Source organism: Lentzea aerocolonigenes (assembly GCF_000955955.1).
In the GTDB taxonomy this organism is placed as follows: Bacteria; Actinomycetota; Actinomycetes; order Mycobacteriales; family Pseudonocardiaceae; genus Lentzea; species Lentzea aerocolonigenes_A.
This window is the reverse complement of the sequence record NZ_JYJG01000154.1, coordinates 1-22,670: the sequence shown is the minus strand read 5'-3', so window position 1 is coordinate 22,670 and position 22,670 is coordinate 1. Positions and strand designations below refer to the sequence as shown.

The 22,670-nt window shown below is 68.8% G+C and carries 23 protein-coding genes; 7 read left to right on the top strand and 16 right to left on the bottom strand.

Going from position 1 to position 22,670, the window contains the following annotated elements; genetic code table 11:
* A partial coding sequence (locus tag UK23_RS22545; protein ID WP_045313585.1) for a xanthine dehydrogenase family protein molybdopterin-binding subunit occupies positions 1 to 1,153 on the top strand: 1,153 nt, incomplete at its 5' end.
* Here the strand turns inward: UK23_RS22545 and UK23_RS22540 are convergent.
* Genes UK23_RS22540 through UK23_RS22520 form a run of 5 tightly spaced genes read right to left on the bottom strand, consistent with a single transcriptional unit; the run spans position 1,150 to position 6,896 of the window.
* Positions 1,150 to 2,529, bottom strand: a complete 1,380-nt coding sequence (locus UK23_RS22540; protein WP_045313579.1) for a cellulose binding domain-containing protein — start codon at positions 2,527 to 2,529, stop codon at positions 1,150 to 1,152. The genes UK23_RS22545 and UK23_RS22540 overlap by 4 nt on opposite strands.
* Positions 2,514 to 3,914, bottom strand: a complete 1,401-nt coding sequence (locus UK23_RS22535) for a beta-N-acetylhexosaminidase (protein ID WP_045313578.1) — start codon at positions 3,912 to 3,914, stop codon at positions 2,514 to 2,516. Before UK23_RS22535 ends, UK23_RS22540 begins: the two co-directional genes overlap by 16 nt.
* The gene (locus UK23_RS22530; protein WP_045313577.1) at positions 3,911 to 4,726 is read right to left on the bottom strand and encodes a carbohydrate ABC transporter permease; all 816 of its coding nucleotides are present in this window, start codon (positions 4,724 to 4,726) and stop codon (positions 3,911 to 3,913) included. The genes UK23_RS22535 and UK23_RS22530 overlap by 4 nt, the downstream gene beginning before the upstream one ends.
* Positions 4,723 to 5,667, bottom strand: a complete 945-nt coding sequence (locus UK23_RS22525; RefSeq protein WP_082114879.1) for a carbohydrate ABC transporter permease — start codon at positions 5,665 to 5,667, stop codon at positions 4,723 to 4,725. The genes UK23_RS22530 and UK23_RS22525 overlap by 4 nt, the downstream gene beginning before the upstream one ends.
* Positions 5,664 to 6,896 carry an extracellular solute-binding protein gene (locus UK23_RS22520; RefSeq protein WP_045313576.1) on the bottom strand — a complete coding sequence of 411 codons (1,233 nt, stop codon included), beginning with the start codon at positions 6,894 to 6,896 and terminating at the stop codon, positions 5,664 to 5,666. The genes UK23_RS22525 and UK23_RS22520 overlap by 4 nt, the downstream gene beginning before the upstream one ends.
* A 178-nt stretch (positions 6,897 to 7,074) precedes the next feature.
* Between UK23_RS22520 and UK23_RS22515 the strand changes: the two genes are divergently transcribed.
* Positions 7,075 to 7,839, top strand: coding sequence for a GntR family transcriptional regulator (locus tag UK23_RS22515; RefSeq protein WP_045313575.1), 765 nt, complete (start codon positions 7,075 to 7,077; stop codon positions 7,837 to 7,839).
* Here UK23_RS22515 and UK23_RS22510 read toward each other — a convergent pair.
* From UK23_RS22510 to UK23_RS22500, 3 genes are read right to left on the bottom strand one after another with little or no spacing between them, the layout of a single operon-like run.
* Positions 7,836 to 9,032, bottom strand: a complete 1,197-nt coding sequence (locus UK23_RS22510) for an SGNH/GDSL hydrolase family protein (RefSeq protein WP_045313574.1) — start codon at positions 9,030 to 9,032, stop codon at positions 7,836 to 7,838. The two genes, UK23_RS22515 and UK23_RS22510, sit on opposite strands and share 4 nt — an antisense overlap.
* A 49-nt stretch (positions 9,033 to 9,081) precedes the next feature.
* Positions 9,082 to 10,779, bottom strand: a complete 1,698-nt coding sequence (locus UK23_RS22505) for a cation:proton antiporter (protein WP_045313573.1) — start codon at positions 10,777 to 10,779, stop codon at positions 9,082 to 9,084.
* Between the two features lie 18 nt (positions 10,780 to 10,797).
* Positions 10,798 to 12,414 carry a purine-cytosine permease family protein gene (locus tag UK23_RS22500; protein WP_045313572.1) on the bottom strand — a complete coding sequence of 539 codons (1,617 nt, stop codon included), beginning with the start codon at positions 12,412 to 12,414 and terminating at the stop codon, positions 10,798 to 10,800.
* Positions 12,415 to 12,491: 77 nt separating this feature from the next.
* Here UK23_RS22500 and UK23_RS22495 point away from each other — a divergent pair, with 77 nt between their 5' ends.
* Positions 12,492 to 12,959: a hypothetical protein gene (locus UK23_RS22495; RefSeq protein WP_156213316.1), complete on the top strand. Its 468-nt coding sequence runs from the start codon at positions 12,492 to 12,494 to the stop codon at positions 12,957 to 12,959.
* Here UK23_RS22495 and UK23_RS48865 read toward each other — a convergent pair.
* Both UK23_RS48865 and UK23_RS22485 read right to left on the bottom strand, forming a co-directional pair.
* On the bottom strand, positions 12,956 to 14,941 hold the full coding sequence (locus tag UK23_RS48865) for a WD40 repeat domain-containing serine/threonine protein kinase (RefSeq protein WP_156213315.1): 1,986 nt from the start codon (positions 14,939 to 14,941) through the stop codon (positions 12,956 to 12,958). The two genes, UK23_RS22495 and UK23_RS48865, sit on opposite strands and share 4 nt — an antisense overlap.
* 123 nt (positions 14,942 to 15,064) lie before the next feature.
* Positions 15,065 to 15,721 (bottom strand): class I SAM-dependent methyltransferase, encoded by a 657-nt coding sequence (locus UK23_RS22485; RefSeq protein WP_052684943.1) that lies wholly within the window; start codon positions 15,719 to 15,721, stop codon positions 15,065 to 15,067.
* A gap of 70 nt (positions 15,722 to 15,791) precedes the next feature.
* On the opposite strand from UK23_RS22485, the gene UK23_RS22480 reads away from it, so the two are divergent.
* Positions 15,792 to 16,703 carry a helix-turn-helix transcriptional regulator gene (locus tag UK23_RS22480; protein WP_196777823.1) on the top strand — a complete coding sequence of 304 codons (912 nt, stop codon included), beginning with the start codon at positions 15,792 to 15,794 and terminating at the stop codon, positions 16,701 to 16,703.
* 74 nt (positions 16,704 to 16,777) lie between these two features.
* Positions 16,778 to 17,275 (top strand): GtrA family protein, encoded by a 498-nt coding sequence (locus UK23_RS22475; RefSeq protein WP_082114878.1) that lies wholly within the window; start codon positions 16,778 to 16,780, stop codon positions 17,273 to 17,275.
* A gap of 18 nt (positions 17,276 to 17,293) precedes the next feature.
* On the opposite strand, the gene UK23_RS22470 is transcribed toward UK23_RS22475, so the two are convergent.
* From UK23_RS22470 to UK23_RS22445, 6 genes are all read right to left on the bottom strand, one after another.
* The gene (locus UK23_RS22470; RefSeq protein ID WP_045313569.1) at positions 17,294 to 17,539 is read right to left on the bottom strand and encodes a DUF2630 family protein; all 246 of its coding nucleotides are present in this window, start codon (positions 17,537 to 17,539) and stop codon (positions 17,294 to 17,296) included.
* A complete protein-coding gene (locus UK23_RS22465) occupies positions 17,540 to 17,845 on the bottom strand; it encodes a nuclear transport factor 2 family protein (RefSeq protein ID WP_045313568.1) in 306 nt (101 codons plus the stop codon).
* Between the two features lie 53 nt (positions 17,846 to 17,898).
* Complete coding sequence (locus UK23_RS22460; protein ID WP_231114624.1) at positions 17,899 to 18,228, bottom strand: VOC family protein; 330 nt, start codon at positions 18,226 to 18,228, stop codon at positions 17,899 to 17,901.
* 224 nt (positions 18,229 to 18,452) lie between these two features.
* On the bottom strand, positions 18,453 to 18,884 hold the full coding sequence (locus UK23_RS22455) for a hypothetical protein (RefSeq protein WP_045313566.1): 432 nt from the start codon (positions 18,882 to 18,884) through the stop codon (positions 18,453 to 18,455).
* A 2-nt stretch (positions 18,885 to 18,886) separates the two neighbouring features.
* Complete coding sequence (locus tag UK23_RS22450) at positions 18,887 to 19,315, bottom strand: hypothetical protein (protein ID WP_045313565.1); 429 nt, start codon at positions 19,313 to 19,315, stop codon at positions 18,887 to 18,889.
* 44 nt (positions 19,316 to 19,359) lie between these two features.
* Positions 19,360 to 21,909: an ATP-binding protein gene (locus UK23_RS22445; RefSeq protein WP_052684942.1), complete on the bottom strand. Its 2,550-nt coding sequence runs from the start codon at positions 21,907 to 21,909 to the stop codon at positions 19,360 to 19,362.
* 74 nt (positions 21,910 to 21,983) lie between these two features.
* Here UK23_RS22445 and UK23_RS22440 point away from each other — a divergent pair, with 74 nt between their 5' ends.
* Positions 21,984 to 22,202, top strand: coding sequence for a hypothetical protein (locus UK23_RS22440; protein ID WP_156213314.1), 219 nt, complete (start codon positions 21,984 to 21,986; stop codon positions 22,200 to 22,202).
* Positions 22,203 to 22,245: 43 nt separating this feature from the next.
* Positions 22,246 to 22,650: a hypothetical protein gene (locus UK23_RS22435; RefSeq protein ID WP_045313563.1), complete on the top strand. Its 405-nt coding sequence runs from the start codon at positions 22,246 to 22,248 to the stop codon at positions 22,648 to 22,650.
* Positions 22,651 to 22,670 lie beyond the last annotated feature (20 nt).

Sequence of the window (22,670 nt, the reverse complement as noted above, 5' to 3'; positions counted from 1 at the left end):
AGAGATGTGTATAAGAGACAGCGGCTCGTTCGCGCTGGAGAGCGCGATGGACGAACTGGCCGAACAGCTCGGCATCGACCCGCTCGAGATGCGGCTGCGCAACTACGCGACGTTCGTGCCGAACACCGGGAAACCGTGGTCCGCCAAGCACCTCGACGAGTGCTACCGGATCGGCGCCGAGCAGTTCGGCTGGTCGGAGCGGCCGGCCAAGACCCGCGCGACCGTGGACGGCGACTGGCTCGTCGGCACCGGCATGGCCACCGCGACCTACAGCGCCTCCCGCGGCCAAACCTCCATCAAGGTGCGGCTCCACCCGGACGGCACCGCGTCCGTCTCCGGCACGGCCGCCGACCTCGGCACCGGCCAGTACACGGTGTTCGCGATCCTGGCGGCGGACGGGCTCGGCATCCCGGTGGAACGCATCCGCCCTGAGCTCGGCGATTCCACCTCACCCACCGCGGCCAACGCGGGCGGTTCGGGGTCGACCTCCACCAACGGCCCGGCCGTACAGGTCGCCGCCAAGGCCGTGCAGGCCGAGCTGATCACCCTGGCGACCACCAGCCCGCGTTCTCCGTTCTACGGCAAGGAAGTCTCCTACCGCGACGGCAGCGTGTCGTCCGGCGGCCTGACGATGAGCTTCGGCACGCTGCTCACCAAATGCGACGTCGGTGGCGTCGAAGCGGTCGGCACCTCGCCGCGACTCACCGACCCGGAGCACGGCTACCGCGCGTTCGGCGCCCACTTCTGCGAGGTCCAGGTCCACCGCCTCACCGGCGAACCACGCGTCACGCGCTGGCTGTCCGTGTGCGACGCGGGCACGATCGTCAACGCCAAGGCGGCTCGCAGCCAGATCCAGGGCGCCGTGGTGATGGGCATCGGGCAGGCGTTGCTGGAGGCCACCGAGGTCGACCACGCCACCGCCCGGTTCTCCAACGCCAACCTGGCGAGCTACCTGGTGCCGGTGCACGCCGACATCCCGCGGATCGACGTCCGGTTCGTCGAGCACCCGGACCCGCTCATCAGCGGGCTCGGCGCGAAGGGCATCGGCGAGCTCGGCATCGTGGGCGTGGCCGGCGCGATCGCGAACGCCGTCCACCACGCCACCGGTGTCCGGGTCCGCGATCTGCCGATCACGCTGGAGAAACTGCTCTAAACGTTGTCGGTGTGCTCGACGCCCGCGTTGCGGTAGTTCTGCACCGCCGTCCTGACCTGGGCCGGGCTGAGCACCTGGTCCTTGGCGAAGTACACGTAGTCGACGTCCTGCTGGTAGGCACGTTCGGCGCTGCTGCCCTGCAGGCCGCCCGAGATGAACCACAGGTTGAAGTTGATCGACATCGGCGTCTCCGGGTAGTACCTGTCGCCGTGGTCGGCCACCAGAGCCCCGTCGATGAAGTACTTCACCCGGCCGCCGCCGACCTGGATCACCAGGTCGTGCCAGCCGGCGTAGCTGATCCGCTGCTCGTTGTGGATGTTGTCGGCGACCCACGGCTCGTTCTGGTAGGTCTCCCAGGTGGTCTCGTAGAGGACGTTGGCCGGCTCGCCCCAGCCGCCGTTGGGCAGGTACTCGAAGTCCATCTCGCCGTAGTCCGGGTCCATCGGCGCGTTCAGCGGCGTGATGGTGAAGAACGTCTGCACGACGTTGTCGCCGTCCGGGCCGAACACCGGGGCGTCGCTGAACTTCACGCGTGCGGCGTAGGTGCCCTCGAAGAACTTGCGCTGGTGGAACATCTCGGTCTGCTTCGCCGCGGTTCCGTTGTTCCACGAGTCGAGCCGGAGCACCTTCGAGCCGTCGACGGTCGGGAACGTGACGCGCGACGGGTCCCATTCCGCGCCCGGCACACCAGGTCCGCCACCACCTGACCGGATGGTCCAGCCGCGCTGGCTGATCCGCGCGTCGCTGGAGCCGCTGTAGCTGAAGTCGTCGAACATGGTGGGGCCGTTGGGGTTCGGTGGGGTCGAGCTCGTCGTTGTCGTGGAGGGCGGGCTGCCGCCGGGCGGGGTGCCCCACAGGAGCGTGCTGCCGCGGTACACGGTCACCTTGTGCCACGCCGAATACGCGGTCTCACCGCGGAACGAGTAGTCGTCCGACTGCGTGATCGGGCCCCAGTTCGTGCGGTAGAACCGGAGCTGCAGGTCGCCGGTGTCCTGTCCGGACGCGAGAGTTCCCGCGCCGGCGGTGAATCCGACCTCCAGGTAGCGGTCAGCAGAGCCACCGGTCAGCGTGCCGAACTGGCCCGTGATGTTCGCGCAGCCGCGGACCGCCCACGAGCAGGCGAACCGGTAGCCGACGTCCGGAGTCTCGCCGCGGAAGTAGTAGCGGATCTTCACCTCGGACAACGGGACTGTGGTGGCCCCCGAGTTGGCCAGCTTCAACCACGGCTCGACCTGGTCGGTGGTCGCACCGGACGCGCTCGTCCGGTACTGGGCGGTGAGCGCGTCGGCCGCAAAGGCCTGAGGCGCCACCGCCAGGGCGGCGACGGTGAGTGCCGCGCAGGAAACGGCCCAGAAAACGGCTATTGGTGCTCGCAAGGTTCTCTCCTCACTTCGGCAGGGATGGACAGTACGGCGAGCCTTGATGCGTGGTGACGCATCCGGGTGGTGAAGCCCTCCCACTCCCGGCGCTGCGACCAGAGGGTGTCGGCCAGGGCGGCGAGGCGCGGAAATGCCATGTACTCCAGGTGTTCTCTCGTGCGGACGTGCTCGGTCCACAGCTGGCACTGCGCGCCGAGCACCCCGTCGGGCAACGGCACGTGGTAGACGTCCTTCATCGTCACGACGTAGCCGGGCTGGCCGGGTGGTTCTTCCGAGCCCGACTGCGGATAGTCGAGGTAGGTGGACGTGTGCGGGGTCATCACGACGGGTTGGCCCCGCTCCAGCGCTTTCGCGGCCTGCGTGACGTCCTTCCATGGCATGACGAGCGTGCGCGGATCATCGATGGGTTCCCAGGTGGCGGGGATGCGGCCGCGGTCGAGCACGTACTCGGCCGCCTGCGTGAGGAACCTGCCGTGGACCTCCTCTGGCAACAGGCATTCGTCGCCGCCGAGGTGGACGTACTCGCCGGGGAAGATCTCCAGCACCTCGGCCAGGACCTCCCGGACGAAGCCGAGCGCGTGCAGCCCGAACGCCGCATCGCTGACACCCCAACGGGTCCAGACCGGCAGCGGTTCCGGGGCGATGCCGAGATCCGGGTAGGCGGCGAGCGCGACGCCGGCGTGGCCGGGCATCTCGATCTCCGGCATGACCCGGATACCGCGCTCGGCGGCGTACGCGATCAGGCCTTCCAGCTCGCCGCGGGTGTAGGAGCCGCCGTGCGGGACGCCGTCGCCGTTGGTCTCGGTTCGCCAGCCGCCGACCGAGGTGAGCAGCGGGTGGCTCGGGATCGGCATGCGCCAGCCCTGGTCGTCGGTCAGGTGCAGGTGCAGGACATTGAGCTTGTGCAACGCCATCAGGTCGATGAACCGGCGCACCACGTGCACCGGCTGGAAGTGCCGGGCGACGTCGAGCATGAACCCGCGCCACGGCAGCCTGGGCACGTCCCGGATGTCGACGCCGGGCAGCGTCCAGTCCACATCGGACACTCTCGTCGGTTTCAGCGCCTCGACCGGAAGCAGCTGGCGGATCGTCTGGACGCCATGTGCCAGACCGGCTGGAGTTCCGGCTCGGAGGAGCACGCCGTGTTCGTTGACGGTCAGCGCGTAGCCCTCCGCGCCGAGCCCGACGAGCTTGGCGTCCAGGGCGATGACGATCTGGCCGTGGCCGGTGATCGGCAGCGGCAGCCCCGTGGCGGGCCTGAGGAGGGCGCGGAGCAGTCTGGCCGCCTGCTCCGCGCCTGGCGTGACGCGGACGCTCGTTCCGCAGTCGAACGTGAAGCCCTTGCCGCGGCGGACGATCCTGGTCGGGTGCGGGACGATCATCCCTTCACCGCCCCTCCGACGATCCCGGTGGTGACTCGGCCCTGGAGGAGCAGGAAGATCAGCAGCACCGGCAGCATGAACAGCGTCGAGGCGGCCATCGTGGCGCCCCAGTCGGTGCCGAAGGTGTTGTTGAACGACGAGAGCCAGACCGGCAGCGTCCGGTCGTCCTGGTCCTTGATGATCAGCACGTTGGCGAAGGCGAACTCGTTCCACGCGGTGATGAACCCGAACAGCGAGGTCGCCAGCAGTCCCGGTGCCAGCAGCGGGAACACGACCTTGCGGAACGCCTGGCCGCGCGAGCAGCCGTCGACCTGGGCTGCTTCCTCGAGATCCACGGGGATGGCGGCGAGGAACCCGCGCAGCGTCACGACGGTGAACGGCAGCGTGATCATGAAGTAGACCAGCGTGAGCATCCAGAGGGTGTCGAGCATGCCGGTGTCCCTGGCGATCACGTAGATCGGGATGAGCAACGCCTCCCACGGCGTCATCTGCGCGATGAACACCATGAGCACGAACGCTCGGCGCCCCTTCCACTGCAGGCGCGCCACCGCGTATGCCGCGAGCAATGCGACCAATAGCGCGAGTGCTACTGCCCCACCCGCGACCAGCAGACTGTTGCGCCAGAACGAGAAGAAGCCTTTGGCCGCGACCGCCGTGCCGAAGTGGTCGAACGTGATCGCGGCCGGGAAGAACGTCGGTGTGGTGCTCTGGATGTCCCGCGTCGGCTTGAACGCGGTGAGCACCATCCAGTAGACCGGGAAGACCGAGACGACGAAGACCAGGAGTGCTCCGGTGTTCTTGGCGATTCTCATGCTTCCCGCTCCTGCCGGTAGAGCTGGCGGAAGTAGGCCAGCAGCGCGAGCACGAGCAGCACGACCATGAGCATCGAGATGGCCGCGCCCAGGTCGTAGCGCTGCAACGACTGCGCGACCTGGAACGCGTAGACCGGCAGGGTCGTCGTGGCCCGGCCGGGACCGCCCTGGCTGATCACCCAGATCTGCACGAACGACTTGACCACCCAGATCACCTCCAAGCAGGTGATCAGGCCGAACATGGCTCGCAGCATCGGGAACGTGATGGTGGAGAACACTCGCCACGCACCGGCGCCGTCGATCCGCGCGGCCTCGTACAGCTCCTGCGGCACGGTGATCATCGCCGCGTACAACGACAGCGCGGCGAACGGGATCGACTGCCAGACGATCAGCGTCACCAGGATGCCGAACGTGGCCTCGCCGTCCGCGAACCACGTGTAGTCGCGGTACTCCTCGAACCCGAGCGTCACGAGTGCCCAGTTCACGACGCCGAGCCGGGACTGGAAGAGCCACTGGAACACGGTGGTCGCGGCGATGACCGGCGTGGCCCAGGTGAGCACGAGGCCGCCCATCACGAGCAGCCTGAGCCACCTGCCCAGCCGGACGAGCAGCAGAGCGACCGCAGTGGACAGAACCATGATCAGCACGACGTTGATCGCGGTGAACCACAGCGTTCTCCTGACCACGCCCCAGAACTCGGGATCCGCGAGCACGTGCGCGTAGTTCGCGAGCCCGACGAACTTCGCGTCGCCGCGCACGAGCTGTGGCAGCCCGAACTCCTGCAGCGAGATGATCACGTTGCGGATCAACGGGTACAGCAGCAGGAATGCGGTGGCCAGCAAAGTCGGCGTGATCAGCAGGTACGGCAGGGCCGGTTTGCGGCGGCGTCTCGGGGCGGCCGGTGCGGGGGTCCGCACCGGCCGTTCCGCGAGGAGCGTCATTTCCCGGAGTTGAGCGCTTGGGTGATCACTTCGTCGGCCTTGGCGGCGGCTGTCCTCGGATCCGCGCCGGTCAGGACGGCGGTCTGGAACTCCTTGATCGGGTTGCGCGCCTCGACGGCAGCCCAGTTCGGTGAGTTCGGGGTGGCGTGCCCGTTGACAGCGCCGGCCGCCATGGCCGCGGTGCCGGGATCGTCGGTGATCTGCTTGGCGAGCGCTTTGCGGTTCGGCACGTAGTTCATCGCCTTGGCCAGCTCGACCTGCCACTTCTCGCCGGCCAGCGCCTTCACGACCTCGTACGCGCCGTCCTGACGCTGCGAGGCCAGCGGGATGATCAGGTCGGAGCCGCCGGTGAACACCGCTCCGGGCTTGTCCGCGGTCTTGCCGGGGATCGGGAAGAAGCCGATCTTGCCGGCCAGCTCCGGGTTGGCCTTGGTGACGAGCTTCGCCGCGCCGGGCACCGCGATGAACTGGGCGACCTTGCCGCCCGCCACGACGTCGGTCTGCTGCGGCTTGGCCTCGTCGGCGTCCTTCGGGCCGTCTCCGAGCGCCTGCAGCTTCTGGTAGAAGTCCATGCCCGCCAACGCTTCCGGCGTGTTGAGCGAGCCCTTCCAGGCCGGATCCCGCTCGGCGAGGTCACCGCCCTCGTCCCAGATGAAGCCCGAGAGCGTGTACCAGTTCTGCCCTGGCAGGTAGATGCCCTGCTGGTCGCCCTGGTCGAGCTTCCGGGTGGCGGCGAGCCACTCCTCGCGGGTCCTGGGCGGCGTGACGCCGGCGGCTTCGAACAGGTCCTTGCGGTAGATCACGACCCGGTTGGCCGCGTAGAACGGGATGCCGAACTGCTTCCCGTCCACCGCACCGGGTTCGGCCAAGCCGGGAATCCAGTCGTCGCCCTGGAGTTCGGTCTTCTTGTCCGACAGGTCCGTGACGCCCTTGCTGGCCACGTACTGGGCGACCTGGGTGTTGCCGACCTCGATCACGTCGGGCGGATCGGTGCTGGCCAGTGCACTGGTCACCTTCTGCGTGATGCCGTTCCACTCCTGGATCTGGATCTTCACGTCGAGGTTCGAGTGGTCGCGTTCGAACTCAGTCTCGAACTTGGACACGAAGTCGTCGGTGGCCGTGTCCTTCATGAGCCACACGGTGATCTCCTGCTTCTCACCTCCTCCCGCGGTGGTGCCACAGGCGGACAACGTGAGTGCCAGGACGAGCAGAGCGGCGGAGCGCGACACGACTCACCTCTCACCGGGATGTGACCAATTGGTCAGGTCTGCTGAGGTGAGGTAGAAAGTGGCATAGACCACTTCTCGCGTCAATACCCAGCTGGTAGGCGTGAGAGCGCTCCCGATCTTGGGTCGACTGGTTACTTACCACTGGTATGCGATACTGGCGCCGACGAAGCGGAGAGGCATGGCCGAAGCGATCCTGAAGCGCGAGCGGGTCCGCGACTACCTGCTCGAACTCATCGAGACCCACCCGGCGGGCGCCCCGATCCCCGCCGAACGCGTGCTGTGCCGGCAACTCTCGGTGTCCCGCCCCACCGTGCGCTCGGCCGTCGAGGAACTGGTCAACACCGGCCTGCTCGTCCGCCAGCACGGCCGCGGCACCTTCGTGGCACGCGCCAAGATCACCCAGGAGATGGTGTCCGGCACGGGTTCCATGTCGCTGCCCCAGGCCGGCGGCACCTGGCAGTCGCGCGTGCTGGAACACGCCCGCATCCCGGCCGGCGCCCGCGTGGGCCGCCGCCTGCGCCTGTCCCCGGCCGCCGAGATCCACTACATCGCCCGCCTGCGCCTGGTCGACGGCGAACCGATGGCGCTGGAGTACCTGCACGTGCCCGCTCTGCTCGCGCCCGCGTTGACGTTGCGCGACATGGAGTCCGGCGACTTCTACGAACGGCTGCGCGAGCACGGCGTGCACGTCCGCGACGCGATCCAGTCGATCGAGCCGACCGTGACCAACGAGTCCGAGGCCGCGCTGCTGTCGGTCCCCGTGCTCGCGCCCGCGTTGCTCTTCGAGCGGCTCACCACCGACTCCGAGGGGCGGCAGGTGGAGTACGTGCACTCGATCTACCGGGGTGACCGCTATCGGATCGTCTCCCGGCTGACGCTGGGAGACGATCCGCGCAGCACCGTGGACGTGCAGGCCAGGGTGGGCAACTCGGATCCGTTCTAGAGCTTGCGCAGGTCCACTGCCTCCGCCATCGCCTTGTACCCGGCGTCATTCGGGTGCAGGTGGTCGCCGGAGTCGAAGGCGGGCCGCAGGATCCCGGGATCGGCCGGGTCGCGCAGCGCCGCGTCGAAGTCCACCGCGCCGTCGAAGATCCCGGCGGACCTGATGTACCTGTTGACCTCCAGACGGATCTCCTCGCGCTCGGGCGTGTAGGTCCGCCACCCCCGCCACGGCGCGATCGTGCCGGCCACCACCCGCACCCCGGCGACGTGACTGCGCTCGACGACCTGCTGCAGCCCCATGATCAGCTGAGCCGCGGGCACCGTGGCCTGGATGTCGTTGATGCCCTCCATCAGCACGATCGTCCGCACTCCGGCCCTGGTCAGCGCATCACGATCAAGCCGGGCCAGTGCGTTCTGCCCGGCGGTGGCGCTGGTTCCCTGACTGGCCAGGCGATTCGCGCTGATGCCCGCGTTCAGCACCCCGAACCGCAACGGTGCCGGCCGCTTCACGAGCCGGTCGAACAACTGGTCCGGCCAGCGCAGGTTGGCGCCACGGGTCGACCACGCGCCGTCCGTGATCGAGTCGCCGAACGCCACCACGGATCCGCGGGCCTGCGAGGACCGCACCTCGACCCCGCTGACGTAGTGGAACGACGTGCTACCAGCGGCGAACGGCGTGCCGGTCTCGTCCGCGGCGTGATCACCCGTCGCGAAGTACGTCTCGCGATAAGCCTGCGGGTGGTAGGTCGCCGGCCCTGATTCCACCGGCGTGTAGACGGTGACGGCGAGATCCCCATCCACCGGCACGGTCAGCGGAACCGCGTCGCTCACGACCTCCGCACCCACCGGGATGGTCACGGAGGGCAAGCCGCCGAAGGTCACCGCACGCGTGGTGCCCGGCACCACCGCGGCGCTACCGACCGACAGCGCCACCGTCACGTGCCCCATCAGCACAGGAGCGGTGCCGAAGGCGTTCGACAGCCGCACCCGCGCGGACTTGCCGCCGATGCTGGTGTGCACGACGTTGCGGATCGTCTTGTTCGGATGACCGACGTCGGTCCCGGCCTGGGCCGAAGCGGGCGCGGCCTGCCACGTGCCGATCCACTCCGGAGCGTGCCTCTGCACCTCGGGAACCGAAGAGCCACTGACCACCAGCGCGAGCACCGTGCTCGCCAGCGCGACTTTCGCGGACATGCCACCACCCCTGAAAGGCCGTGGCGGCGGCTCAGGTCACGGTAGCCGATCAGAAGAACCGGGCGGACTGGTTGTCGATGAAGCTTTGGGCCCGTTCCAGGGTGTGCGAGGCGTAGGTGCCGCTCGAACGCGCGTCCAGCAGCGCGTTCTGCTGGGCCTCCGTCATCATCCGTTGCAGCTCACGGCGTTGGTGCAGGGTGCTGTCCGGGTTCTGCTCCACGAACATCTTCTCCACGCCCTCGCTCATCGCGAGCGTGCGCTCACGTGTCTGTTCGAGCAACTCCGAGTCGAAGGACTGCCCGTTCTCCCGGCACAGGTCTGGGTTGCCGAGGAAGCTGTGCGTCGCTGTCATGAGCTCACCGGCCAGCCGCGCGTACTCGCGGCGTTCGTGGTCGTCGTCGTTGCCGCGGATGCCGAGCCACCTGATCACCAACGGCAACGAGCCGCCCTGCACGACCAGCGTGACGATCGCGACCGTGAACGCGATCAGGATCAGCTCCGGGCGGTGCTTCAGGTCGGTGGGCAACGTCTGCGCGGCCGCCAGCGTCACGACACCGCGCATGCCCGACCACGCCAGCACCGCACCGCCGCGCCAGCTCAGACCCTCGTTCGCGTAGAACTGCACATCGGCCTGTTTGCGTTGCAGTGCGCGGACTCCCCGGTCGTAGCGCTTCTCGTCACCGGGACGCGGTCCTCTCGCGGTGAAGCGGTCCACAAAGGACTCGATCTTGTCAGCGAACGCGTCCGCACGACGTTGCTGACGGCGCAGCACGGCGATCAACGGGATCACGAAGACGCCGCGCAGCACGATCAACGCGAGCGTCACCAGCAGGCCGATCACCAGCGTCTGCGCCAGCCCCTCCCTCGCGACGTCGGCGACCACCGACGTGAGCTCGAAGCCCATCAGCAGGAAGACGCCGTTCTCCAGCAGCAACTGGATCGTGCGCCAGTTCGTGCGTTCGGAGATGCGGTCGTGCGCGGCGAACTTCCTGGCGCTCAGATGCCCCGTGATCAGGCCGGCCACCACGACCGCGATCACGCCGGACGCGTGCAGCTCCTCGGCCGGGATGAACGCGAGGAACGGCACCACATACGAGATCGCGGTGGTCAGCACCGGCTGCCCGTGGATCTTCGAACGCGCCCACACGGAGCCGATGCCGACGACCGCCCCGATCACGACACCCACCGACACGGCGTACGCGAAGTCGCCCACCGCCCCGCCGAACGTCACGCTGGCCGTGATCGCGACGATGGCCGTGCGCAGCAACACGAGCGCCGTCGCGTCGTTGACCAGCCCCTCGCCTTCGAGAATCGTGACGAGCCGCGGTGGCAGGCCGAGCTTCTTGCCGATCGACGTGGCGGCGACGGCGTCCGGCGGGCTGATCACCGCGCCGAGAGCCAGCGCCGCCGCGAACCCGATGTCCGGCAACAGCCACCAGATCAGCAGCCCCGTCCCGAACGCCGACACGGCCACCAGCACCACCGACAGCGAGCCGATCGTCGCGAAGTTGCGCCGGAAGTCGACGACCGGCACGTTCACCGCCGCCGAGTACAGGATCGGCGGCAGCACGACCGTCAGGATCACCTGCGGTTCCACGAAGATGTGCGGCGCGCCGGGCAGCTGGCTGCAGCCCATGCCGACGAGCACCAGCAACACCGGCGCCGCCACCCCGAGCTTCGGGGCGAAGTACGACACCGCGACGATGATCAGCACACCCGCGACGGCGAGCAACGCCAGTTCCTGCATGGAGCGGATCTTGCCTGATCACCGCAGCACGTGCAGACCCGCCCGATCGGTGCTCAGGCACAGTGAACAGATCGTGCCCCCGACGGCACTCGCCGTCACGTCCGGACGCTCGTACTCCTGACCGCACACCACGCAGTCGTACAGCGTGCCGCTCGGGTTGCCGGTCTCGTCCAGCACCGGCTCCTCGATGCCGTCGTCGTTGCGGCGCAGGTAGAAGCGGCCCTTGGTGACGACGGCCAGCAACGGTGTCAACAGGACCGGGATGCCCACGGCGACGAGGGGCGAGTACGGCTGGATCGCCGCGCCGAAGAGTCCGAAGTAGACGGAAATGGACAGGACGGACGACGCCAGGAACGACCCGACACCGACTGGGTTGACCGCGTAGAGCATGCCGCGGCGGAACTCCGGCTGCTTCGGCGACAGCTTCAGCACGTACTTGTTGATCGCGATGTCCGTGGCGACCGTGACGACCCAGGCCATCGCGCAGTTGGAGTAGAAGCTCAGCAGCTTGTTGAGGAAGCTGAACATGTCCGCTTCCATCAGCACCAGCGCGATCGCGAGGTTGACCAACACGAACACCAGCCGCCCCGGATACCTCTTGGTGACACGGGTGAACGAGTTCGTCCAGGCCAGCGACCCGGAGTAGGCGTTGGTGACGTTGATCTTCACCTGGCTCAGCACCACGAGCACCAGCGCGAGCGGCACGACCAGCCACGCCGGCATGAACTGCTTGAACACCCCGGTGAACTGCTCGATCGGCTCCACCGCGGCCACCGCGCCGACCGCGTCGAGCACGTAGACGGCCATGAACACGCCGATCGTCTGCTTCAAAGCCCCGAACACGACCCAGCCGGGCCCGGCCAGGATCGTCGCGGTCCACCACGCCCGCCGGTTCTCGTCGGTGCGCGGCGGCATGAACCGCAGGTAGTCGATCTGCTCGCCGATCTGCCCCATCAACGACAGGCACACACCCGCGCCGAGCATGACCGCCGCGGTGTTCACGCCGGTGTCCCCGTGGGCCAGGAAGCGGCTCACCGAGTCCGGTTCCTGGGCGATCAGGACGACCAGCGGTGCCACCATCAGCAGCAACCACAACGGGTTCGTCCAGCTCTGCAGCTTCGCCAGCACCTTCATCCCGTAGATCACCAGCGGGATGATCACCAACGTCGACGTCAGGTACCCCAGCCACAACGGCACCCCGAGCGCGTATCGCAGGCCCTGCGCCATGATCGAGCCTTCGAGCGCGAAGAAGATGAACGTGAAGCTCGCGAAGATCACGCTGGTGATGACCGACCCGTAGTACCCGAACCCTGACCCGCGCGTGATCAGGTCGAGGTCGATGTTGTACCTGGCCGCGTAGTAGGCCAGCGGAAACCCGGTCACGAAGATGACGACGGCCGCGAACCCGATGGCCAGCAACGCGTTCCCGGTCCCGTGCGTGAGCCCGATCCCGGCGCCGATCGAGAAGTCCGCCATGTACGCGATCCCACCGAGTGCCGACGCCCCGACCACCGCGGGCGTCCAGCGCCGGTACGTGCGCGGGGCGAACCGCAGGGTGTAGTCCTCCAGCGTCTCCTTGGACGCTCCATTGGATTCTGGGAGCGTCGGCGCTCGCACCTCGTCGTCAACGGTCATGGGCCGTGACGCTAGGAAGCCCGCGTTTCATCCGATCACCGCCTCTGTGACGGGCGTGTGACGTAGTGTCAGCGCCCGTGGATGATCTGGTGGCGTTCATGAAGGAACGCAGGCGCGCCGACGAAGCAGCCGCCGCGGCGTGGGCAGCACGTTCGGCGACCATCTCGGCCTGGGCTCAGAAAGTGGCGACGCTGCTGGCCCGCCACCAGATCCCGGCCGAGCAGACCCTCTACGACCGCGTCGGCGAGCAGAAGGTGCGGATCGCGTCCGGCTGGCTGGTGCTCACCACCCGGACGCAGAGCGCGGCGCATCCCGGCGTGCTCAAGGACGCCGGGATCCTGCTGACCCCGAGTGGCGAGCTCTGGCAGTACGACAACGAGTGGCCGATGTCCGCCCGCCTCACCCCGGCCATGCCCGCGTTCCGCACCGCCGAGGGTGCCGCGCTCAAAGCCCGCTGCGACTGGGTTCTCGACAACGTCATCGAGGCGTTCGCGGACGCGTTGGAACGCAACGGAATCGACGTCGCCGAACTCGAAGAGCTCTAGCGCTGCTTCAGCTTCCAGATCCGGATCGTCTTGTCGCCGCACCCGGCCGCGATCCGCTCCCCCTTGGGGTCGAACGCCACCGTCTCGATCGACCCGCCGGCACCGATCACGGTCGCCCGGATCCGCTTCGTCGCCACGTCCCACAGCTGGATGAAGTTGCCCTGCCCCCAGGCGGCGATCGTCTTGCCGTCCGGGTGGAACAGCGCGTGGGTGATCGTGATGTGCAGGTCGTCGTCGGGACGGTCGAAGACGGCCTTGCTCTTGACCGTCGCCACGTCCCAGAGCTGCATGGCGTTCGTGCCGTCCGCGTCGACCACCGCGAGGGTCTTGCCGTCCGGTGAGAACGACACGCCGCTGCCGGTCGAGTCGTTGATGGTGCTGACGGTCTTGCCGGTCGCCGGGTCCGAGAGGCGGATCTCCTGGTACTTGGTACCGCCGTTGGCCAGCAGCTTGCCGTCCGGGCTGAAGGTCAGGTCGTGGCCGCCGTCGGCGTCGGGCAGGCCGATCTTCACCGCGCGCGTCGCCACGTCCCACACCTTGATGCTGCCGGTGTGGGTCAGGCCGGCCACGGTCTTGCCGTCCGGGGAGAACGCCAGCGACTTCATGATCGACCTGCTCTGGTCCAGCGGGCCGATCTGCGTGCGGTCCGCGAGGTTCCACAGGTACGTGGTCGCGTCGCCGGTGCGGTTGCCGCCCACCGCGAGGATCTTGCCGTCGGGGCTGATCGCCACCGCGTCCGCCGAGGCACCGCCGGGGCCGTCCGGGTTCGTGACCGTGCCGACGGGCTTGCCCGTCGCGGCGTCCCAGATCGTGGCCACGGCGCCGTTGTCGCCGAGGCCGCTGTCGCAGCTGGCGAGCAGCTTGCCGTCCGGGCTCCACGCGATCGACACGACGGAGTCCTTGGAACCGGCGAGCTGGATGTGCTCCGTGAGCTGCTCCACCTGCCCCGGTTTCGGTTCGGACGAGGTCGTCGCCTGCTCGGACCCGCCCTCCTTGTTCGAGAGCTTCTGGTCGCCGGTGGTCGGCAGCTCGGCCGCGTCACCGTTGTTGTCCTTCTGGCTCAGCCACCACGCCGTGCCGCCGCCGAGCAACGCCACCGCGCCCACTCCCGCGAGCAGCAGCGTGCGTCTGTTCGGCCCGGTCTTCGCGGCGGCGACCACGGGCAGCACGACCGGCGCACCCGCGAGCAACGCCTGAGCCTGGTCGACGGACGCGCGCTCGGCCGGGTTCTTGCGCAGCAGCCCGCCCAGCAACGACGACATCTGCCCGGCGCGCACCGGAGGCGGCGGCTCCTGGGTCAGCAGCATCGACAGCGTCGTCATGAAGTCCGTGCCCTGGTACGGCGGCCGTCCCTCCACGGCCGCGTACAGCGTGGCGCCGAGCGACCACATGTCGGTCGCCGGTGTGATCGGCGCGCCGGTGCCCTGCTCGGGCGCCATGTAGGCGGGCGTGCCGACGATCGAGCCGTCGGTCGTGAGCGGCACGTCGCCGGTGAGCCGCGCGATGCCGAAGTCCGTGATCACGACCCGGTCGCCGGACAGCAACACGTTGGCGGGCTTGAGATCCCGGTGCACGATCCCGGCCTGGTGCGCCGCCCGCAACGCGCCGAGCATGGCGTTCGCGATGTAGGAGACCTGGTCCACCGGCAGCGCGCCACGAGCCTTGATCGCGTCGGCGAGCGAGCCGCCGCGCACGTACTCCATCACGATCATCGGCGTGCCGTTGTACTCGACGACGTCGTGCACGGTGACGATGCCGGGGTGGTTCAGCTGGCCCGCGAGCTGCGCCTCACGCATGGCGCGCTGGCACAGCAACGCCCGCTGCTGCTCGTCCAGACCAGCCGGCAGCAGCAGCTCCTTGATGGCCACCTCACGGCCGATGACCTCGTCGCGGCCGAGCCACACCCGGCCCATGCCGCCGGTGCCGATCACCTGAACGAGCCGGTAGCGCTGCGCCACCAGACTTCCCGTCGCATCTGTCACGGCGCGCACTGTAGATGAGAACACGCTCCCGTTCGCGTGGATCCCTCAAGTTCGCGGAGTACCGGAACTGTTGGCGCCCAAGCAACATTGTGCGTGTTCAATCGGTCGGGAATGGACAGCTCCCTAGTGGACTCGCGCCACCTCGATGCCGACCTCACCGAACATCCGCAGTTTCCGCAACCGCGTCGGCTCGACGGTGAACCCGGCCTCGGCGATCCGCTTCGCCACCGCGTCCCCCACGTTGTCGTGCAGGTGCTCCTGCATCTTCCCGCTCGCACCACGCCGGTGGCCCAGGTGGGAGTGGTCGTGCAGCACCGCGTCCGCCAGCACCAGCACGCCGTCCGGCCGCAGCACCCGCCGCACCTCCGCGAGCATCTCGTCCTTCGACCGCGTGTCCAGGTGGTGCAGCATCAGGCTGGAGAACACCACGTCGAACGAGTCGTCCTCGAACGTCAGCTCCTGCGCGAACCCGCGGTCCAGCTGCGCGTTCAACCCCGCCCGCCGGAGCTTGCCCTCGGCGCGCGCGAGCATCTTCAGGTCCGGGTCCACCCCGGTCATCGATACGTTTCGATGACGCTGGCCGGTCGCCCGCAACAGGTTCCCGGTGCCACATCCGACGTCCAGCACGCGCTGACCGTCCCGCAGCCCGGCCAGCGCGACCATCTCGTCGTGTACGCGGGAGAGTCCGGACACCCGGTGCAGCAGGTCGTAGAACGGCAACAGGTAGTGCTTGCCCATGCCGGGCAGGTAGTCCCGCTCCTGGGACGATATTTCGGCCATGAGCTCATTCTGTCGCAGCTCACAGCAAGGTTTCTGTGTCGATCCGTGGCTTGACTGGGATGATTTGACGGTGCGCACCCGACGAACGGCCTTGAGCACCGACGAGCCTGCGACGTACACCTGGCAACCGGCGCCCGGCGAGTTGCCGGTGGCGGTCATGCGCCTCGGGCACGACTCCATCGCGAACGGCTCCTACGAGGCCCACTCGCACGACTTCCCCGGTATCGCCTACTTCTCGGCGGACGGCGGCATCGTGCGGACCGGCAAGCACACACGGCACGTCGAGGCCGGCGACCTGTTCGTGATCGCGCCGGGCGACGTCATGGGCCAGGCCCACTCCGGCGACCTCGTGGGCGCGCAGGGCTGGGGCGTGTTCTTCACGGCCGACGCGCTCGGCCCGGAGACTCCCGGCGCGCACCTGGCGTGGCGCACCCACCCTCTGCTGTTCCCGTTCGTCCACGGCGGCGCCACGAGTGCGTTGCGGCTCAAGGTGCCCGAAGCGTTTCGACAGGAGTGGACCGCCCGCATCGAAACGCTTCACCACGAGCTGACGCACCGCCAGGAGGGCTACCGGGAGGCCGTGTCAGCCCACTTGGTGCTGCTGCTCGTCGGGGTGTCCCGGCTGGCCGCGGACGTCGTCGGCGACCTGCGCGAGAACGCCGAACCGCTGCTCGCCGAGGTGTTCGACGTGATCGAGCGCCGCTACCCGGAACCGTTGTCGCTCAGGGAGGTCGCGGCCGCCGTCAGCATCTCCCCCGGTCACCTCACGTCGACCGTGCGGCGCAGGACCGGCCGCACGGTCCAGGAGTGGATCACCGAGCGCCGGATGGTGCAGGCGAGGCGGCTGCTGGCCGTCACGGAGCTGCCCGTCAGCGACATCGGGCGGCAGGTGGGATTCCCGGATGCCGGGTACTTCGCCCGGACGTTCGGCAAGCTGCACGGCATGAGCCCGTCGTCGTGGCGCCGGGTGAACGTGGGCTGAACACCTGCGGACAGCCTGACGAGCCGTGGGCGATTCGTCGGGTTCGCCGATCGTCGTCGTGGCAATGTCGTGCCATGACAGGCAGGGAATCATCCACTTTGAGCGACCACGAAAAAGACTTCGGACAGCGGTTCCACACGCTGATGGAAGTGGTGGTGAGGTGGCTGCCGTTCGGCCTGTCGCGTGTCGTCGCGCCGAGCTTCCTGGGCTTCGCGATCATCAACGGGTTCACGTTCGGCATCGACCTCGTGCTGCTCATGATGTTCCGCAGCGGTGTGGGCCTGCCGGTGCCCATCGCGTTCACCCTCGCGTACGTGCTCGCGTTCGGGCTGAGCTTCGTGCTCAACCGCGCGCTGAACTTCCGCTCGCACGCTCCGGTCGGCCCGCAGGCCGGCCTCTACGCGGTGGCGATCCTGATCAACTACCTGGCGTTCATCCTGGGGGTCGGCAGCGCGCTGACCGCGATCGGCCTGCAGTACGTGCTGTCCCGCATCGTCGCCGGCGCCTGCGAGGCCGCCTTCATGTACAGCGTGATGCGCTGGATCGTCTTCCGCGACACCAAGGGCCAGTAGCCGGCGGCTGTAACGGGGCTACTGCAGGTAGCCCTCGACCTCACCGACCGAGCGCGTGGGCACGTCGTCCGCCGACTCGCCCTGCGACCGAGCCGCGCGACGCCGGCGCAGCAGGTCCCAGCACTGGTCGAGAGCTTCTTCCAGGGCACGCAGCCGGTCGTGTTCCTCGGCGGACGAGATCTCGCCGGCCACCACGCGTTCGCGCAGCCGGTGCTCCTCGTCGACCAGTTCGTTGATGCGACCCAGCACGTTTTCGTCGGTCATCTACGCCTGTCCCGTCTCGAAGCGGCTCACCTTCCCGGACTCTACGACGAATCTCCAGCAGGTGCGCATCTCGCCCCAGGTGTCGTTGCGGTACCGGATGATCAGGGACCTTCCGCCGTCCGAGGACGATTCGACCACCATGTGGCCGTTGTCGTCGAAGATCTCCTTCGCGGTCCACGCGCGGAGGTCGCGGTCGGTGCCGTCGTCGGACATCGTGGCGTCCGGCGTGAGCAGGTCGAAGAAGGCGGTCTTGTCGCCCGCGTTCACGGCGGCGATGAACGCCTCGACGGTCGGATCGGTCGTCATCGCGTCCAGTCTTGTCGCAAAAGGACGCAGACCGCATGTGGAACGGCGACCGGTCAGGGAACCGCGGCGAGCGACAGGCTGTTGCCGTCCGGGTCCTGCACCTCGACGTGCCGGACACCGTTGGAGTAGGTCTCGACCGGCCCGTGCGCCACGTCGTGCGAGGCGAACCGCGCCAGCGCCGAGGACAACTCCGCCCCGCTCACCCCGAACGTGACCATGGACCCGCCGACGCGCGCGGCCCTCACGTCACGCGCGTCGATCACGAGCCAGGCGTTCTCCCCCACCCGCCAGAGGTGTTCCTCGCCGATGACCTCGTCGGCCGTGCACCCGAAGAACACCTCGCGGTACCACGCCAACGATCTGGCGAGGTCACTCACACACATCACGCTGTACAGGTCCATGTGAGGTGGACCGGGTCAGCGACCAGAACTCATCGGAATCAGCTGCTGCGAGGCAGCATCACAGTGGACGGCGGTACCGCGCGGCCGGTCCAGACCCCCAGGCCGGACCGGCGGCGCATCAACGAATTCAGCACCCCAGAAGAGTCGCCCCGGGCTCCTCACCAGGAAAGACCTTCGGACGACCCCGGACAGATCCGGACAGCCGGTCAGCCCTCCCAGCCGGAGCACCTCTCCTCTCCGGGCCCGAAGCACAAGCGCAGGCGCAGGTAGTCGACGCGCAGCCCCGCCGGAGACGTCCACCGGACGGCGTTGGCCACGTCGCGGCCCGACACACTCCCGATGTCCTCGGTACGCGTGTAGTCCAGCGTCTTGCCGTACAACACCCACAGGTGGACGTCGAGTCCGTCGTCCGCGAGGTCCCGGACGTAGGTCCCGTCGCCCAGCGACACGCTGTACTCCACGAACTTGCCCACGGCCCTCGTGTCACCGATGCCGCCCCAGTCGGTGTACATCGTGAAGGCGCTGCCCTTCACCGAGCCCGGGTCGTAGACAGGTCCGGGATCGGCCTGCGCGGCCGGCGCGACGAGCACCCCGAGAGCCAGCGCGACAGCACTCGAGACAATCGATTTCGTCCTCATGGTCACCCCCACTTTCCGCAGTTGTCCTCGCCGGGACCGAAGCACAGCCGCGACATGATGAACTCGACGCGCATCCCGGCGGGCGAGTGCCACTCGATCGGCTGGCTGACGTTCGGCCCCGAGGCCGTCGCGATCCGCTCCAGGTACCCGGGCTCCCTGGTGTCCTTGCCGTACCGGACCTGCACGCTGACGTCCAGGCCGTCGTCCGCGAGGTCCTTCACGTAGGACTTCCCGAGGCCGAGCGTCACGCTGTACTCCACGAAGTAGCCGGCGATGTACGCGTCCGCGCCGGGCTTCTCGGGTCTCAACGAGAACTTGCTGGGCACCGTCGCGCCGGGATCGTAGACGGGATCGGTGGTGGCATCGGCGAGCGGCGCGACAACAACGCCCAGAGCCAGGGCAGCAGCGGTCGCAACAGTCAGTTTCTTCATGATTCCCCCCTTGTGACCACGGATTTATCAAGCTCCGCGGCCATTCACAAGCTGTTCGGACGATCCCGGACGCCCCGGAACCCCGCGCTCTCCAGCACCTCGGCCGCGCGCAGCCGGGCCTCCTCGGCCGCCCCCAGGTCACCGGCGGCCTCATGTGCCCTGGTGAGAGCAACGAGCGCGAGGCCGGCGAGGATGCTCTGCCCCGTGGCGGACGCACGTTCGTGCGCTTCTGTCGCGTCGATCACCGCCGCGCCGGCCTCCCCGGCGGCGAGGTCCAGCCACGCCAGCTCGACCAGCGCGTCCGCCACTCCCGGCCCGTAGCCGATCGCGACCGCCATGCGCCACGCCCGGCGCAGGTCGTCCCGGCGGCCGCGGACGGACGCGACCGTGATCAACGCGTCGATCTCGACCCGGCCGGAGCCCTTGGCGAGCGACAACGCCTGCTCGGCACACCGCAGCGCGTCGGCAGCCCGCCCGGCGTCGCGGTGCACGCGCGCGAGGTCGTCCAGCGCGGCCGCCTCGCTGACCCGGTCCTCGTGGTCGTGGTTGAGCTGCCGCGCGCGCTCCAGGAAGTGCGCGGCCTGCCCGAGATCACCGAGGTACCGGTGCACGACACCGAGCGCGCCCAACGAGTTCGCGGCGGAGCGCGTCTCGCCGATCTCCTCACGCAGCTCGACGGCCAGCTCCAGGTCGGCCGCCGCCTCGACCAACCGGCCGAGCCGCATCTCGGTGAGCCCGAGGTTGCCGAGCGAACGCGCGCGCCGGGCCGTGTCCCCGATCTCGGTGTAGTAGGCGAGCTCGCGGCGGAAGCAGTCCGCCGCCTCCTCCAGCTGCCCCAGTTCCGCGTAGACACCGCCGAGGTTGCCGAGCGTGCTGAACTCGCGGAACCGGTCGCCCGCCGCCCGGCTGAACTCGACGGCGTGCTCGAAGTGCGTGGCAGCCGCGCGGTGGTCGCCCGCTCCCCAATGCGCGGTGCCGAGCGACAGGTGCATCGCGGCGGACGCACTCGGATCACCGTCGGCAGCGGCCAAGCCCACACGCGCGACGGCCAGCCATTCCGCGGTGTGGCGGCGCAGCCAGTAGCAGCCGCGCAAGGCGTCGGTGAGCAGCCACGCCATCGGCGCGCCGGCCTGTTCGATCATCGACACCAGCGTCGCGCGCTCGGCGTCGAACCACTGCAACGCCTCGGTGGCGCTGGCGAACGTCTGCTGTGGACTCACCGACGCGAGTACCGAGAAGTCCGGACGCACAGCGCGGGCCGCGGCAACGGCCATTTCCAGGTACTGCGCGTGGAGACGGGCGATCGACTCGGAGGCGGTTTCTTCTGCTGCGTAACGCTCACGGGCGTAAAGGCGGAGCAGGTCGTGCAGCCCGTAACGACCGGCGGCCTTGACCTCGACCAGGTGCGCGGCCACCAGCGTGCGCAGAGCGGAGTCGGCTTCCGGACGGTCGAGCAGCGCGGCCGCGGCACGCGCGGGCAGGTCCGGACCCGGCGCCACACCCATGCGGCGGAACAACATCTGCGCCACCGGATCGAGCGCCGCGTAGGAGTGGTCGAACGTCGTGCGCACCGCTGCGTCCGAGTCGCCCTCGATCTCCAGGGCGGTGAGCCGGTCGCCCGCGGTCAGCTCGGCCATCAGTTCCGCGATCGTCTGATGTGGACGATCGGCGAGGTTCGCGGCCGTGATCCGCAGCGCCAGCGGGAGATAGCCGCACAGCCGGACCAGCTCGTCGACCGCGTCCTCCTCGCGCAGCACCCGTTCCGGACCGAGCACGCTGATCACCACGGCCGGGGCCTCCTCCGGCGTGAGCACGCCGAGCTCCAACCGGTGCGCGCCATCCCGCGCCACGAGCCCGGCCAGGCGGTCACGGCTCGTCACGACCGTCATGCAGCCCGGCCCGCCCGGCACGAGTGGACGGACGTGTGCGGCGCTCGGCGCGTTGTCCACCATCACCAACACGCGCTTGTCCGACGTCAACGACCGGTACATGCCGATCATCGCGTCCTGCTGCAGCGGGATGTCCTCACCGGGCACGCCGAACGCCCGGATCGCGAGCGCCAGCGCCTGGTCCGGCGTGACCGGCGGACCGGACGAATAGCCGCGCAGGTCCAGGTAGACCTGTCCGTCCGGGAACCTCGCCGCCACCTGGTGCGCCCACTGCACGGCCAGCGCCGTCTTGCCCACGCCCGGAATCCCGCACACGACCGCGAGCCTGCTGCCGCCCTCGAGCAGCGCCGTCAGCTCCTTGAACGCCTTGGCGCGCCCGGTGAAGCCCGGCACCACCGCGGGCAGCTGACGCGGCACGACAGCCGAGGCGCGGGACGGTTCCGACTGGACCCGGCGCCACGCGGTGATCCACGGCCCGGCCTCGTCGTCCGGCACGCTGAACGCCCGCAGCAGCCCGCGGAACACCTCCAGCGCCGGAACGGTCCTCCTGCGTGGACTCAACGCGTCGGCGAGCGTGCTGCGGGCCAGCCCGGACAGCTTCTCCATCGTGCGCAACGAGGGGTTGCCCGCCCAGACCTTGAGCGCGCGCAGCTGAGCGATCAGCTCGTCGATCGCGTGCGCGTCGTCAGGTCTCGGGGCGGACATGGCTGAAGCCTAATGATCGGCCGCCCGGCGTGGGCGTCCGGCAGGCGGACCCATTCCTTCGGTTGGCGGACGAAATGGTCGGACCGATTGTTCACGCCCGGCAGGCGGCACGCGCCGCCGCCGGAGCCGCGGCCGCCGGCGAGGCCGGGTTGGTGCCGTTCGTGCCCGACCTGCGCGGGGTGGACCAGTTCCGGCAGCTGGGCAGGCTCCTGGAAGCCCGCGGTTTCGGCGAGGACCGCGTCGCCAAGATCATGGGCGGCAACTTCCTCGCCCTCGCGGCGCGCGTCTGGTGACGCCGAGATCTGGGTACCCCGTCCTCAGACGAGGGAGGTCGAGATGCAACCAGTCCCGTTCGTCCCGTGGGTGTGGCGAGACCCGTCCTGGGCCGACGAACCCGAGCACGACGAGGCCGAGCTCGCCCGGCGCCCCGACACCGGCCTGATCGGCTACGAGGTCGAGGCGACCGACGGCGGCATCGGCAAGATCGACGACGACAACGCCAAGGTGCCGAACGACTGCCTGATGATCTCCACCGGGCCGTGGATCTTCGGGCGCACCGTGGTGCTGCCCGTCGGCGTGGTGCGACGGGTGGACCACAGCGAGCGCAAGGTCTACGTCGACCGCACCAAGGACCAGATCAGGAACGCGCCCGAGTACGACCCGGACAACCACGAGGACTACCGGCGCCGCACGGGCGAGTACTACACCGAGAGCTACCGCCTGATGCCGCCGATGCTCTAGTAGTGCTTTGTTGGGTCAGC